Source organism: Pantoea sp. GD03673, assembly GCF_029844725.1.
Taxonomy (GTDB): domain Bacteria; phylum Pseudomonadota; class Gammaproteobacteria; order Enterobacterales; family Enterobacteriaceae; genus Pantoea.
The window spans coordinates 1-14,641 of the sequence record NZ_JAOCKJ010000015.1; the positions used below are offsets into that span (position 1 = coordinate 1).

The window sequence follows — 14,641 nt, forward strand, 5'->3', positions numbered from 1 at the left end:
TACAAATCCCGAGAGGCATGTTGACCAAAAGTTGGTCGGAGTGAGGCGCAAATGTTAAAAATGAGATTTTTTTAAATTTTTATATGAGCTTCATATGCTTGAAACCTGACCAGAGAGAATTAAGGATAGCCAGTGGTATCTAAATTTGATACCACTGGCTAGTTTACGTTTGTTATAAGTACTTAAATACGATAGGTAGACATAAAATCCCGTATACGTATTGCCGCTTCCACACATTCTGCAACAGATGCAACCAATGCCATTCGAACCCAGCCTGAGCCCGGATTGATTCCGTCAACCTCCCGCGAGAGATAGGAACCTGGAATAACCGTAACATGTGCATGGCGAAAGAGTTGACGGCAAAAGTCTGTATCGTCGCCAGGAACTTTTGCCCAAAGATAAAAGCCTCCGTCAGGCTTGTTCACTTTAAGAACGGGGGTCAGAATTTCCAGAACCGCGTCAAACTTTTCCCGGTAAAGAGAACGGTTGTCGCGAACGTGTGTCTCATCCCGCCAGGCAGTGGCGCTTGCTAGCTGGCTGTGCACCGGCATTGCGCAGCCGTGGTATGTGCGGTAAAGCAAAAATGCTTTGAGAATTTCTGCATCGCCAGCCACAAATCCAGACCTAAGACCCGGAAGGTTCGAACGTTTTGAAAGACTGTGGAAAACAACACAGCGCTTAAAATCGCTTCGGCCAAGTTCAGAACACGCAGTCATTAAGCCCGGAGGAGGCGTCAGTTCGTCAAAGTACAATTCGCTGTAGCATTCATCAGCTGCAATAATAAAATCGTATTTATCCGCAAGGCTAATGAGTGATTTCAGTGTTTCGAGAGGAATAAGTGCACCGGTAGGGTTGCCGGGGGAACACAGAAAGACAATTTGACAACGTGTCCAGATATCTGCTGAAACAGCCTCAAAGTCAGGAATAAAACCATTACTCTCAAGGCATGGCAGGTAATGCGGAACAGCGCCAGCAAGGATGGCAGCACCTTCATATATCTGATAGAAAGGGTTTGGGCTGACCACTAGGCCATCGACATTCGGTTCAACAACGGCCTGGGTAAAAGCAAACAATGCTTCACGTGTCCCGTTTACCGGAAGAACGTGACGGCTGGCATCAAGCCATCCTGCCGGAACGTCAAACCTCTGTTCACACCAGTTTATGATTGCCTCGCGCAATGCAGGAATACCCAAGGTAGCGGGATACACCGACATCTTATCAATACTGGCGATAAGCATTTGTTTGACCAGGTCAGGGGCCGGATGTTTAGGCTCTCCGATCGACAATGATATAGGCGTGTGATTTTCATCAGGTTGAACCTCAGCAAGCAAAGCTCGAAGTTTTTCAAACGGGTAGGGGTGAAGTTGTTTCAGCGCAGGGTTCATATTGGCCAACACTCCAGTGTTTCTGAGTTGAAGGAAATTTCGTGACGCAAGCCACAAATCCTTCTTAGAGACCACTCTTTATCATGATCGTTCTCATTCGCTGATTTTTCTGAACACTTCAGAATTCGAAAAAAGCCACCCTCTTTTGCCTTAAACGTGGCCCGTAATGTATCTTGCTAAGACCATATACACTAGGTATATACACGATAGTGTGACCACACCAGTACACTCTAAAATTTTATTTATATATATGTATTAAAAGGAAAAAATATTTATTCTTTAATCATTCCTGCAGGCAGGAAAGTATACTACCCCATCAAAAATTTAGGCATATTTTTACGGCAATTTAGTCATCAGGTACCTTGGAAAAAAATAATTTTTTTACATTTTGTAAGGAAATAGTCACTTAAAGTTATAATTGTTTGTGTAGATTAAATTCTTGCTAAACCGGATGAAGGGAAGGACATCGAGCAGTGTCGTCAGTGAAGTAGCACATACTCAGACATAAGTTTGGCGAACTAAGGCTACTGCTCTTAATCCAGAGCGATTTTAAAATTTAATAGGAATGATTATCGTGTTAAGTAAAAATAATTTTCTGCGAATTATTGTTCTTCTGACTCTGTCACCAGCAGTTTTAGCAGATCGGCTGACATTACGTGTTGGGGTTGATTTGACTTATCCTCCCTTTCAAAGTGCCGAAAAAACAGGGCATCCAGAAGGATTCGATATTGACGTGACCAATGCCATTTGCAAATCGATCAATGCAAAATGTGACTACGTAGTCAATACGTTCGACGCTCAGATACCGGCGCTTCTGGCAAAAAAAATTGATGTTATTTCCCCACTAGGCGTCACACTAAAAAGGATGAAAGCCATTGATTTTAGCGATTATGTATTCCATGTGCCGACACAACTCGTAGCCCGGAAAGATCTTTCCCTTTATCCTCAAGCAGATAAGCTGAGGGGGGAAAATATTGCCGTCCAACAGGGATCGATTCAAGAGGCCTATGCCAATAAATACTGGCTTCCTGCTGGTGTTAACATTAAGAGTTATCCTGATCAGGATGCCATCTACCAAGATTTATATGCAGGTCGTGTCGACGGCGCGCTGAGTCCGTCAGTAGGAATTATGTTTGGTTTTTTAAAAACGCCGGAAGGTCAGAATTTTGAACTTAAAGGACCAGAGGTGACCGACGATAATCTATTCAGTGCAGGGTCGGCATATGGGATTCGTAAAAATGATGACCAGACTAAAAGATTAATCAACAAAGGGATACAAAATATTATAAATGATGGTACTTTTGAAAAACTTAAAAAACGCTATTTTGGTAATGTAGACCTGAGCGTGAAAAAATAGTGCAGGATGGCAAAGGTAAGCAAACGTTCTATGCTCGGTCTCAATGCAATTGAACTGTTTTTTAAAACCCTTCTACTGTTTCTGGTCATTATGTTCAAGCTGTTTTCATAGGTAACTTTCTTTGTTATATATGACTAATCAGGCAGATAATCTGCGCTGACTATGATTTCAATCTTAGAGGGCATTATTACATTCTCATTTTACTATTTTTTCTACAACGGCATATACAGTATCATGCAAAATAAATATATTATGGTTGATGGAGGCACGGTTTAAACTTTGTCATTGAATTACTATACATCAGCAGAGAAACGTAATGCCGAGAATGGGCTGGTTATGAAAGACGATTCATTCCTAGTAAAGCGGAGGGACGGTTGGAAATCGTATCCGTTTTCTTTCTGAGGTGGTCAGCGAAGTGGTGTCTGCGGTCGGAACTGAACAGAGGGGCGTACGCATATCGCCTAACGGGGAGATTCTGGGCGTTAACGATACCGATCCGGTTACGCTGTTTACCGCTGCTGCCCGGAGACTGGACGAAATCGGCATTGCTTATCTTGAGGTACGCGAGTCACCAGACGGTCCCGGAATGCTTGGTTCTGATAAGCCTCCGGTGTATCCGGAAATCCGCCAAGCGTTTTCCGGCACGTTTATCATGAACAATGACTTCAGCTATGCCCGTGCTACACGAGCATTGGCTGATGGGGAAGCTGATGCAGTTTCGTTTGGCAGAGACTTCATCAGTAATCCTGATCTGCCGCACGTATTCCGTCAGGGCAAAATGCCCGTCGAGAGCAATGTCTCCACCTGGTATTCTGCCGGTGAGAAAGGTTACACGGAATATCACGCTATCTGAAAAACCGGCACCCCGGCACGTCAGGCTTCCGGGAAGCCATCAGGAAACAGCAGCCTTATGGCATCGCTGATATCGTCCGGGCACCGCTTAAGCAACGTCTGCACATCCGCACCGTAGAGCGCCTTAAAAGCAGCTGGCTGAAGGACCAGCTCTACAAAGCGCTTTGCCTGTTCATCTGACAAAGGCATTCCGCAGGATGAAATGGCATCGCTGAGGCAGCGTATCGATCCCTCCAGGCTGACCTGATAGGCCATTGCGGCCAGTTCGGGGAAGTTTGCCGTCTCTGCGGCCGTTATTCGCATCAGAGCTATGCAGCGTGGGTGAAGCAGGTTCCGGAGTAACTCCAGCCCGGTCTCGTGAAGTCGTTCGGTCGGATCACCTCCAGTCGGCAGGACAGCAAAGTTACCAAACATCATTTCAATCGAACGCTGTACTACTGCGCCAAACAGAGCCTGCTTGGTAGTGTAGCGGGCATAAAGTGATGACTTTCCGGTGCCGGAAGTCGCCGCCACCATATCCATCGACGTACGGGCAAAACCCTGCTTCAGAAAAAGTGTGGTTGCGGCATTAATAATGAGTAAATCAACCTGACCGATATCTTCTGCCCGTGGTCGGCCTCGGGGGCGCGATACAGGCTCCTGAGTTTTTTTCTTCACCTTTTCAGGAAAGCTCCGTGTAGTTACTGATGAAAAGTGGGGAACAGCTGTGCCTGCTAGCCTGTTTGGAAAAGGTTATCAGTTACGGGGACATAATAGTCGCCCCGGAAGCGGGGTGATAGTAGGTTTTCATCGTCTACCGGGCTGATAACGAACAGGTCGTGTCCGTTACGCCTGGCTTCGGCCCGGCATGGCAGAATATGACGGTATGCAGCTACCTGCAGTTCGGTCAGATCGGCCGAAGTACCTTCAAAAGGAAAGCGCAGGAACCTGCCCTGGCTGGAGCCTCCATCCCCGGGAATGACATTTTTATCCCCGGAGCAGCCAAATGTCAGTGTAAAGCGGATGGTGCCGCAGGTGTCAGCCGCTTCAAACCGTTCGGCAAACCGATCCGGTGTTGCTCCGTGCAGAAGACGCACCGCCTTTTTCAGCCCATGATCACGCTGCGCAGTATGAAAATTGTTGCTGGCAAGGTTTTCACGGTCGCACAGGTAGCTGAAGGTCACGTCAGAAAATGCGGGGACACTTAACCACACTGGCTCCGGCTCCGGTATTGTGTGTGCGACTGACAACAGGCTGGGCTGCAGCCCGTAAAAATACCAGTCCTCTGTCTGCCGGTAGCGTGCCGGTGGCTGGCGAAAGTGCCGTGTAAAAGTCCGGGTGAAAGCCTGCTGATTGGCAAATCCAAATTGTTCAGCTGCGCTGATAACCGGTATGCCTGTCATTTTCAGCATAATGGCCGATTCAGACAGCCTTCTTTCCCTGATGTATGTCGCCAGCTTCATCCCTGTCTCTTGCCTGAAAAGCCGCTGAAGATACCATTTGCTGTAACCGGACTTCCCTGCCACGTCGTCCAGAGTGATTTTTTTATCGAGGTTTTTTTCAATCCATACGATCAGATCACGGGTAAAACTTTTCATTTTAATGGCCCTGGTGTGACAGCTTTTTTCCGGGTTCTTTGATTTTCTTTATCGCGTTTATCAATGAAATTAATCAATATCTTATAGAAGACAGCTGAAATGAAAAAAATCGTTTCAGAATAAAAACGATATCGTCCATTAATCATGATAAAGCCTTTGATATGAAACTGATTTTTATCTTTGCGCACAATTTTAATAATATGCAAATGGATGCTGTAATTTATTTAAATAGAAATTATTTATCTATAATTATACCACCGAAGCGCGCTGCGCTCATTATTAAGGAAAAGCTATCATGAATAAAAGAAAGATGCGCGCTGCAAGAATGCATGAAAAAGGGAAGCCGCTGGCAATTGATCACATCGACATTCCTGACGTGAGGCCCACAGAGGTGCTTGTCCGGGTGAAGGCCTGCGGACTCGTACCCAACCTGCAGAACGTTTTGCAAAAGTGGGATGAAATTGCGCCGGATCTGCCTCTGCCGGAAATGCCTGCAATTTTTGGTCTGGACGTCTCCGGCGTGGTGGAATCCGTGGGCGAACGCGTGCGTGACTTCAGTCCCGGCGATCGTGTGTACGTTAACCCGCTGCGCTTTTGTGGCTCCTGCAGCGCGTGCCGCAATGGTCACAGCCTTGACTGTGACAGGATGATTCTGAACGGTTATTTTGGGATACGGCCCGAGAGCAAGGCGCTGTTCGAAGACTACCGGTACGGAGGCTATGCTGAATTTATGCCAGCACCGCAGAACAGCCTTGTGCGAATACCGGACAACCTGAACTTCAATACTGCTGCGCGTTTTGGCTACCTCGGCACCGCTTATCGTGCACTGAAACGTGGAAATGTTGGCCCCGGAAAAACAGTCCTCATCAATGGTGTTACAGGCACGCTGGGGCTTGGCGCCGTGGCGTTAGCGCTTGCGCTGGGAGCTCGTCAGGTACTCGGAACCGCCCGGGACGAATCGCTTTTTGAGCGAGTCAGAACGCTGGGAGAACCAGGCAGAATCGAAATTCTTAAATCAGGAACTGAATCCTTAAAAGAGTGGAGTCAGCGCATTACCGGCGGCCGGGGTGTGGACGTGGTGATTGATGCACTGAGTCCCGGAGCTCCGGGTAAACCTATGCAGGATGCAATAGAAAGCCTGAATCGCGGAGGCTGCATCGTGGATGTTGGCTCCGTGAATGAGAAAGTGCCGCTGGACGTGTTCTGGATGATGTCCAACAACATCAGCTTTATCGGCTCCTCCTGGTTTTCTGCTGAACAGGGACAGGAGATGGCAGACCTCGCTGAGACCGGGGTCCTGGACCTGGCATTTTATGATAACCAGCCTTATTTGCTGGACGACATCAATGAGGCTGTCAGCGATACAGAGGATCGTCAAGGTGGCTTCACCAACATTATTGTTAACCCCTAATGCAGCCCGTCTCTTTCCTCAGAGGGAAGAGACGCACTCTCAGGCAGAACTTTATGCGCGCAGCTACAACCAGCCGGGTAAGTAAAATATACCGCATCCTCAGGGACACGCAGCCTACCTTTGAAGAAACAGATGACGAGTGGATGACGCACGGCCTCTCTGAAACACCTTTTAAACATCTGGTCTCCTCAGCACTGTCCACTGTAACCACCACCCGACGAACTGTCAGAGCCTGCGATGCGCTCTATGCGGAAGTGAGCAATTTTGATGACATCCGCCGGATGCCTGAAGAGAGGCTTATTGAACTGATAAAGCCGGTTGCACACTACAACCGCAAGGCGAAAACCCTTCAACGAATGTGCGATATGATTATTGAAGATTTCGGCAACACGATCCCGGATACGAAGGAAGATTTGCTCAGACTGCCCGGTATCGGCCAGAAGTGTGCAAACCTGATGCTGAATTACAAACACGACAAGCCGGTAGTCGCCGTAGACACGCACATACACCGTGTCATAAACCGGCTTGGCATTGTGAAAGCAAAAACGCACGAAAAATCAGCGGAACAGCTGAACAGTATTACGCCCGGAGAGTTTAAAAAACATGCCCACGAATGGCTTATTGCTGTCGGCATGAACATCTGTAAACCCAGAAATCCACGCTGTAAAGAGTGCCCCGTATCGCCTTACTGTGACTATTACCAGGGCAATACGGAATAAGTATTCAGGACGTTAAAACAGGACGGTAGAGATGCTTCAGGTGGTCTGGTTTAAGCGTGATCTGCGCATATATGATAACGAAGCACTTTCCCGCGCGTGTGCTGCAGGTCCGGTACTGTGCATCTACGTGCTTGAACCGGAGTACTGGTCGCTGAAAGATACCAGCGATCGCCAGTGGCAGTTCATCCGGGAATCTCTGGATGACCTTTCTGCGCAGCTGCGCAGCATTGGGGGCCACCTGACGGTACTGGAGGGAACCGTCACGGGAGCGCTGTCAGAACTGCGCCGGCGTACCGGAAGATTTGTTCTGCACAGTCACGAAGAAACCGGAAATCTGTGGACCTTTAGTCGGGACAAAAATGTCATGGCCTGGTGCCGGGCGCGGGGTTGTGACTGGTTTCAGTACGCCCAGAATGGCGTATGCCGCCCCGTTTCGCGGCGCCACGAACGCTTTAAGGCACACTGGGATGCCTGGTCGGCCCGCCCTCTTTTTTGTGTGCCGGAGCAGGCAGACTTTCTTACCGTGCCAGACGGACTGGCTACGGCCTCTTTGCCTCAGAGCGTGTGCCACGATCCCTGGGCATGTCCGGGCCGGCAGACCGGAGGGAGGGCCGCAGGCCTGGCGGTCCTGAATGACTTCCTGCAGCATCGCGGAGAAATGTACAGTGGATCCATCAGCTCACCTGTTACGGCTGAGTCCGGCTGTTCACGGCTTAGTCCTCATATCGCTAACGGTACGCTGAGCCTGCGCGAAATTGCCCAGCGCACTACTGACTCACGTACACAGACTCTTTCACCACAGAGGAAGAAGAGCCTCAGTGCCTTTCATACGCGACTATGGTGGCACTGCTACTTTATACAGACGCTTGAAAACCGGCCGGAAATGGAGGAAGTGCCTCTGGTTCCCCAAATGGGGCTTCTTGAGAGGCCGTTCAGCCAGGAGAGGTTCAACGCCTGGAAGAACGGGCGTACCGGCTGGCCGATGGTGGATGCGTGTATGAGATATCTGCATCATCACGGCTGGATCAACTTTCGCATGCGGGCCATGCTGGTATCAGCGGCTTGCTGGTCGCTCTCTCTTCCCTCAGGTCCGGTAGCGGCCTGGCTTGCACAGCTGTTTGTTGATTACGATCCCGGCATTCACTATCCGCAAATTCAGATGCAGAGTGGAATGGCGGCTAACGGTGTATTGCGTATCTACAACCCGGTGATGCAGGCTCACTCGCTTGATCCTGATGCCCGGTTTGTCAGGACCTGGGTACCTGAACTCCGTGATATCAGTGATGCATGGATATTCGAACCCTGGAAGATGCCGTCCCGCCTGCAAAAGCAGGCAGAACAACAGAGCGGCGTTTCCGTTTCTCTGCCGCTGGTCGATTTTGCCCTGGAACATCGTCAGGCAAAAGCGGCGGTCGCATCACTCAGGCAGCGACACGGGCTGACTGCTGCACCGGGGTTTCGTGAGAAACCTGACGGCCAGCACACCAGGCGCCCGGCGACACGGAAAGAAACAGGCGTGAAAAAGAAGAAGGATGCACAACAGCTGGATCTATTCTGATGATATGAGCGCTTGTTCAGAACAAAAACAAACCGGCAGGGCACAGGCAGGACAACCTGAGTTTTATCGCTTAGAAATCAGGTAGCACTAACAGTGCGCCTGCTTAGGCCTCAGTTACGTCTGCGATGGCAGCTAAAGGTCAAGCCTGGTGATGCAAACGGTGTGGGGCCAGCGAATGTGCAGGCTAAGTCGTCACAGTGGGCCGGGAAGGAATTGCCACCATTTTGCGGTGTACTGGCCCGCGCGCCAGACAATCCGAGGTGGATCAAACCGTTGCTCTCACGCAATATTTTACGATGTACCAATCAATGTTGATCATTCACAGTAGAATGGCAATGTCCGCTATTCGCTCCTGGCGGAACTTGCAGTGCGCAGTTCCGATTTGTGCTGTGAGTTCAACGGGTCGACGCAACGCTATCCTTAAACAAGGGGGGGACGTTGCCATGAAACGAAGAACGCGCATTTACTACACACCAGAACAGAAAGCGATTATCTGGGACAGGTATAAGCAAGGTGATTCCATGCATGATATCGCCAGAATGTTCGACAGATATCACTCTTCTGTTATGCCCACTATTCACCAGACTGGTGGTTATCGCCCTCCTGTCAGAAAGCGACACCGGCTGGCTCTTTCACTTGATGAAAGAGAGGAAATATCCAGGGGGCTGGTAGCAAAAAGTAGCATCAGGGACATCGCCGTCAAATTATCAAGAGCCCCTTCAACTATTAGTCGCGAGATCAAAAGGCATGGAGGTGCAAAACATTACCGAGCTGCAAATGCGGATAAGGACGCGTGGGAAAGTGCTCTGAGACCAAAACCTTGCAAGCTAATTGAAAGCCCCACATTGTGTAAACTCATTGCAGAAAAGATGCATCAGGACTGGTCGCCGGAACAAATCGCCGGTTGGCTGAAACGCTGTTATCCGGATAATCAGGAAATGCATGTGTCACACGAAACGATTTATAAAACGCTTTTTATACAAACCCGGGGAGCATTAAAAAAAGAACTACAGCAATGCCTCAGAAGCGGAAGAGTTGTGCGTAGATCCAGAACGTCATCGCTTAAAGGAAAAGGATTAGGGTCAATCCCGGATGCGATACCTATCAGAGAAAGGCCACCTGAAGCCACAGACAGAGCCATACCAGGTCACTGGGAAGGCGATCTGATCCAGGGCTCGAAAAACTCCTATATTGTCACTCTCGTAGAACGCCATTCCCGCTTTGTTATGCTGGCTAAAATCAGGGACAACAGAACAATAACGGTTATATCTGCACTCATCAAACAAGCCCGGGAATTACCCGTTGAGCTTTATAAAACAATAACATGGGATCGGGGGTCTGAAATGACCAGCCACAACCGGTTTACTATAGCCACAGACATCCAGGTTTATTTCTGTGATCCTCAATCTCCCTGGCAACGCGGCTCAAATGAAAATACGAACAGATTGCTCAGACAGTATTTTCCAAAAGGAACAGACTTATCAGTTCACAGCCAGCAAAGACTAAACAGTGTTGCCAGACAGCTCAACGAGAGGCCGAGAAAAACGCTAGACTATGAATCACCCGCAGAGCGGTTCAATCAGTGTGTTGCATCCATCGGTTGAACTCACAGCAAAAAGCAGGCATTACTGCTCTGCTGATAGACTAATAAGCACTGTTAGATTAAATACTACATACAGGCGGTTACAAACTACAAACAATTGTGCTCTCCGGGTTTACACATGCGAAAATCCGGCTGATACTTAAGTAATCCTTCACCAGGCATGTGCAACGACCTAAACTATCGTTTTTCTTGGCTCCCTGTCTGGGAGCCATTTTTTTGCCATTCTCGGCCTATGCTTGCTTACGAAACTGTATTTTTCTTCCATGCTGAAGGGAGTATCTCTCCCCTGCTGGACTGGAGCCGGCACGTTTGCCGTAACCTGCGAACAATGGTTGATTATTCAGCCCGCTAAAGATGGCGGGTATTTACAGGCAGAGTCCCTTCGAGTCAGGTCTCTGGCTCAGCCATGCCGGTAGATGCGACCAAGTATGAAAAAGCGTTTTTTCCCGCTTACGCTTGTTATTGTGGCTATCTTTTCTATTGTTAATACCGGCCGGCGGCTCCGGCTGACCGCGATAAAATCAAGAGTCACAGTATTCCTCTTTGTACCGCCTTCTGGGCGGTTTTTTTTGTCCTGAAAACGGGCGTGCTGCTGCCGGCGTCCGCTGTCGGGTGCCTGAAGCGCAGGTGCGTGGTCGTGATATAGAAGTTAAGTTCCGGGGCAGCCATCCGGGATAAACATCCCGGATGGCTGAAAAAAATCCCGAAACCTGGCCACCAGAGCCGGGAAGGAAAATAAGGCAGTGAAATTCGCGATAAGAAAATCCGCCGCCTACAGTATCACACTTTTTGCAGGGGAGCGCAGAGGTTCAGCAGGCCTGCTGCAGGTCCCGGGATTCATGATCGGGACTTTATGTTTAATATTTAGTTGTCATCAGTAAATGTCTGCTCTTCGCTCATAGCGAACCTTAAAACACCAATAATTTCTGTAGATTTTCCATTCCACATAAAGTGATTTATGTGGAATACAGTTTCAACTGCTTAATTAATAATCGTCTCAGAGCACACGTGCTTTAGGAATGTCTGACCAGCGCGTGGTCCAGGCAGGGCTAAGCATTTCACGCTTCATTTTCCACTCAGTGTTAATTCCCTGTCCGGCAAACCACACATTTCCCAGTCCTGACTGATTAATGCCGTCCAGTACCTTCATCAGCTGTGCGCTTTTAGCCCGTGGCCGATTATCGTCAAACAGATTTAGCTGGCTTACGCCGTTCGGCGTAAAGTTATCAAGCATGATGCCTGCTTTCATGTATCTGCGACCCTCAAGCCAGATACAATCGAGCGACCGCATCGCAGACTCAATGATGTCCCGCGTATCCTGTGTTGGTAGTGTCAGCTTCTCTCCGGCGCTGTTTCCGTAAAACACCTCACCGCTGGCGTGTGGCGACGTCCGGATAAACACGCCGATGTTGCGGCAGTACTGACGTTCCCCTCGCAGCTTTTCCGCTGCGCGTGCAGCGTACTGACACAGCGCCTGCTGCATGGCTGTTTTTGTTGTAATGCGCTCCCCGAAGCTGCGACTGCAGACTATCTGCTGTTTTGCCGGCGGCAGTTCTTCCAGCGGAATACATGACTCACCGTTCAGCTCGCGTACGGTGCGTTCCAGTACCACGGAAAAGTTATCGCGAATGAACTTTGGACGCGCGCGTGACAGCTGCAGGGCGGTTTCGATGCCCATCAGGCTGAGTCGCTTACCGATTCGCCGTCCCACACCCCATATTTCCTCAACGGGCTGGTTAGCTAGCAGAGTTTCGGTACGTTTCGGATTACCCGGCGTCAGCGCCAGCACGCCGCGAAACTGCTTCCACTCCTTACTCGCCCACTGGGCCGATTTTGCCAGCGTTTTAGTGGGCCCCATGCCGACACCGACGGTAAGACCCGTTGTGGTAAATACATGCGCGCGCAGGCGACGACCAAAAGCTTCGAAGTCCTCACAGCCGTTAATACCGGTAAGATCCAGAAACATCTCATCGATGCTGTACTGTTCGACGCGTGGTGTTATGTCCTCAAGCGCGGTCATTACTCTCTGGCTGAGACTGTGATAAAGCGCATAGTTTGAGCTGAACACGTGTACCTTTTCCGGATAGTGCTGTGTTTTTATCTGGAACCACGGTGCACCCATTTTTATGCCCAGTGCTTTTGCGCCATCAGAGCGCGCAATAACGCAGCCATCGTTATTACTAAGTACGACTACTGGCCTGCCACGCAGGTCCGGGCGGAAAAGCGTCTCACAGCTGGCATAGAAAGAATTGACGTCAGCCAGTCCGAACATGGGCATAATTATCTCCGACGTGCACGTGTACTGTTAAAGAACCAGGTGACAACGCCGAGCAGCTGGAGCTCTTCCGGATAGATGGCGGCGTAAGCAGGGTTCATGGGCAGCAGTGCCACCCGTGGGATCAGCTGCAGGCGCTTAACTGTGAACTCACCTCCAACCTCGGCGATGACGATGTCGCCGTGCGTGGGTGGCTCTGCGCGATCGACCACCATAACATCACCGTCATAAAGCCCCAGCTCCTGCATGCTGTTGCCACTGGCCCGTACGAAGAATGTGGACGCCCGTCTGCGAATACAGAGCTCATTCAGGTCCAGCTCTTTCTCTACATAATCCTGAGCAGGGGAGGGAAAACCAGCTGAGCAGGGATCTGCGTACAGCGGCACCTTTACCGTTGGGGTAAAAATCGGCGGCCATAACAGCGTCAGGCCCTGAGCGCAACTGACCGCTTTCATAACGCGGCGTCCCGGACGTGCTGCCGAGTACGGATTAAGAAAAAAAATGTAAAGCGCATAAAAATCCTCCTTTAAATTATACTGTTTATATGAACAGTATTATTGAGCCTGAAATTTCTGGCAAGAGGAAGCGAAACGGTTATGGCTAAAGCTGTTGTCAGATCGCTGAAATTTTACCGAAATTCTGAGCTATGGCCTTTTTATATGCGCTGCCACTGCAGCCGGGTCAACAGGGTATAAAAGGCTTTCCTTTTGAGTGCAGCCCTTTTATGGCAATAAGAGGCTTGACCATTCAGTAAGCTTTAAATTATATTTCCATTATTCTGGAAATATAGATTTAGTGATGGCATGGACATACAAAATGCTGCTAATGCTCTCAGGGAACTGGGACACGTGACGCGACTGGGAGTTTACCGTGAACTGGTGAAAGCCGGGCCTGAAGGACTGCCCGTGGGTGACATCCAGAAAAGACTGGCTATTCCTGCCTCCACGCTCAGCCATCATCTTTCTGCGCTGATGTCCGCTGGCCTCATAAGTCAGGAACGTCAGAGCCGAACCCTGTTCTGCAGGCCCTGTTATTCGCAGCTTGAGCAGCTGATGGCTTTTCTGACTGAAGAGTGCTGCGCCGGCGGCAGCGACTGCAGCCTGTTCACCGCTATTACCCTTAAAGAGACTCCATTGTGAATAACGTGAATGATGCCCTGAACAATATCGATCCGACGCTCCTGGATGCACCGCTGACGGAAGAAAAGCTGAAGGCAGCAGAGGTGGCACACCCGCCCCGCATCCTGATGCTCTACGGCTCGCTGCGTGAGCGCTCTTACAGCCGTCTCGCCACGGAGGAGGCCGCCCGGCTGCTGATGGCCATGGGCGCGGAAGTTAAAATATTCAATCCGTCCGGCCTGCCGCTGCCGGATGACGCCCCGGAGACGCACCCGAAGGTTGCAGAGCTCCGCGAGCTGGTACTCTGGTCAGAAGGCATGGTCTGGTGCTCGCCGGAGCGTCACGGTGCCATGACCGGCATCATGAAGACGCAGATTGACTGGATACCGCTGACGTCCGGTGCGGTCCGGCCGTCACAGGGAAAAACCCTTGCAGTGATGCAGGTCAGCGGCGGCTCACAGTCCTTCAACGCCGTAAATCAGATGCGCATTCTCGGGCGCTGGATGCGCATGATCACTATCCCGAACCAGTCATCCGTGGCGAAAGCCTGGGCCGAGTTTGATGAGGACGGCCGCATGAAGCCTTCTTCGTATTACGACCGCATCGTGGACGTCATGGAGGAACTGATGAAGTTCACCCTGCTGACGCGCGGGCGAAGCAACTGCCTGACCGACCGCTACAGTGAAAGGAAAGAGAGTGCCGCTCAGCTCTCAGAGCGGGTCAACCAGCGCAGCATATAAAAAAGCCGGCAGATGCCGGCTTTTTTCACACTCGTTATGTCTGCAG

Annotated in this window: 12 protein-coding genes and 1 pseudogene; 8 read left to right on the forward strand and 5 right to left on the reverse strand. The window is 50.1% G+C overall.

What is annotated here, in order from left to right; translation table 11 throughout:
• Positions 1–182: 182 nt before the first annotated feature.
• The gene (gene dapC / locus N5J69_RS20410) at positions 183–1,385 is read right to left on the reverse strand and encodes a succinyldiaminopimelate transaminase (protein ID WP_116585174.1); all 1,203 of its coding nucleotides are present in this window, start codon (positions 1,383–1,385) and stop codon (positions 183–185) included.
• Positions 1,386–1,959: 574 nt separating this feature from the next.
• Between dapC and N5J69_RS20415 the strand changes: the two genes are divergently transcribed.
• A complete protein-coding gene (locus N5J69_RS20415) occupies positions 1,960–2,742 on the forward strand; it encodes a transporter substrate-binding domain-containing protein (RefSeq protein WP_279772454.1) in 783 nt (260 codons plus the stop codon).
• A 376-nt stretch (positions 2,743–3,118) separates the two neighbouring features.
• A pseudogene (locus tag N5J69_RS20420) lies at positions 3,119–3,595 on the forward strand (alkene reductase); the annotation flags it as partial.
• A gap of 20 nt (positions 3,596–3,615) precedes the next feature.
• Here the strand turns inward: N5J69_RS20420 and N5J69_RS20425 are convergent.
• Together N5J69_RS20425 and N5J69_RS20430 are read right to left on the reverse strand one after the other, a co-directional pair.
• Complete coding sequence (locus N5J69_RS20425; protein WP_201306397.1) at positions 3,616–4,251, reverse strand: TetR/AcrR family transcriptional regulator; 636 nt, start codon at positions 4,249–4,251, stop codon at positions 3,616–3,618.
• A gap of 56 nt (positions 4,252–4,307) precedes the next feature.
• A complete protein-coding gene (locus tag N5J69_RS20430) occupies positions 4,308–5,171 on the reverse strand; it encodes a helix-turn-helix domain-containing protein (RefSeq protein WP_159222806.1) in 864 nt (287 codons plus the stop codon).
• Between the two features lie 295 nt (positions 5,172–5,466).
• Here N5J69_RS20430 and N5J69_RS20435 point away from each other — a divergent pair, with 295 nt between their 5' ends.
• From N5J69_RS20435 to N5J69_RS20450, 4 genes are all read left to right on the forward strand, one after another.
• Complete coding sequence (locus N5J69_RS20435; RefSeq protein WP_159222807.1) at positions 5,467–6,582, forward strand: alcohol dehydrogenase catalytic domain-containing protein; 1,116 nt, start codon at positions 5,467–5,469, stop codon at positions 6,580–6,582.
• Positions 6,583–6,635: 53 nt separating this feature from the next.
• On the forward strand, positions 6,636–7,301 hold the full coding sequence (gene nth / locus N5J69_RS20440) for an endonuclease III (RefSeq protein WP_159222808.1): 666 nt from the start codon (positions 6,636–6,638) through the stop codon (positions 7,299–7,301).
• Between the two features lie 31 nt (positions 7,302–7,332).
• Positions 7,333–8,859 carry an FAD-binding domain-containing protein gene (locus tag N5J69_RS20445; RefSeq protein WP_159222809.1) on the forward strand — a complete coding sequence of 509 codons (1,527 nt, stop codon included), beginning with the start codon at positions 7,333–7,335 and terminating at the stop codon, positions 8,857–8,859.
• Positions 8,860–9,302: 443 nt separating this feature from the next.
• The gene (locus N5J69_RS20450; RefSeq protein ID WP_159222810.1) at positions 9,303–10,463 is read left to right on the forward strand and encodes an IS30 family transposase; all 1,161 of its coding nucleotides are present in this window, start codon (positions 9,303–9,305) and stop codon (positions 10,461–10,463) included.
• A 996-nt stretch (positions 10,464–11,459) separates the two neighbouring features.
• Here N5J69_RS20450 and umuC read toward each other — a convergent pair.
• Positions 11,460–12,734 carry a translesion error-prone DNA polymerase V subunit UmuC gene (gene umuC / locus N5J69_RS20455; protein ID WP_064741215.1) on the reverse strand — a complete coding sequence of 425 codons (1,275 nt, stop codon included), beginning with the start codon at positions 12,732–12,734 and terminating at the stop codon, positions 11,460–11,462.
• An 8-nt stretch (positions 12,735–12,742) separates the two neighbouring features.
• Positions 12,743–13,192, reverse strand: a complete 450-nt coding sequence (umuD, locus tag N5J69_RS20460) for a translesion error-prone DNA polymerase V autoproteolytic subunit (RefSeq protein WP_073991704.1) — start codon at positions 13,190–13,192, stop codon at positions 12,743–12,745.
• Between the two features lie 348 nt (positions 13,193–13,540).
• Here umuD and N5J69_RS20465 point away from each other — a divergent pair, with 348 nt between their 5' ends.
• On the forward strand, positions 13,541–13,876 hold the full coding sequence (locus N5J69_RS20465) for a metalloregulator ArsR/SmtB family transcription factor (protein WP_050680605.1): 336 nt from the start codon (positions 13,541–13,543) through the stop codon (positions 13,874–13,876).
• A gap of 5 nt (positions 13,877–13,881) precedes the next feature.
• A complete protein-coding gene (arsH, locus tag N5J69_RS20470) occupies positions 13,882–14,595 on the forward strand; it encodes an arsenical resistance protein ArsH (RefSeq protein ID WP_116197965.1) in 714 nt (237 codons plus the stop codon).
• Positions 14,596–14,641: the final 46 nt, after the last annotated feature.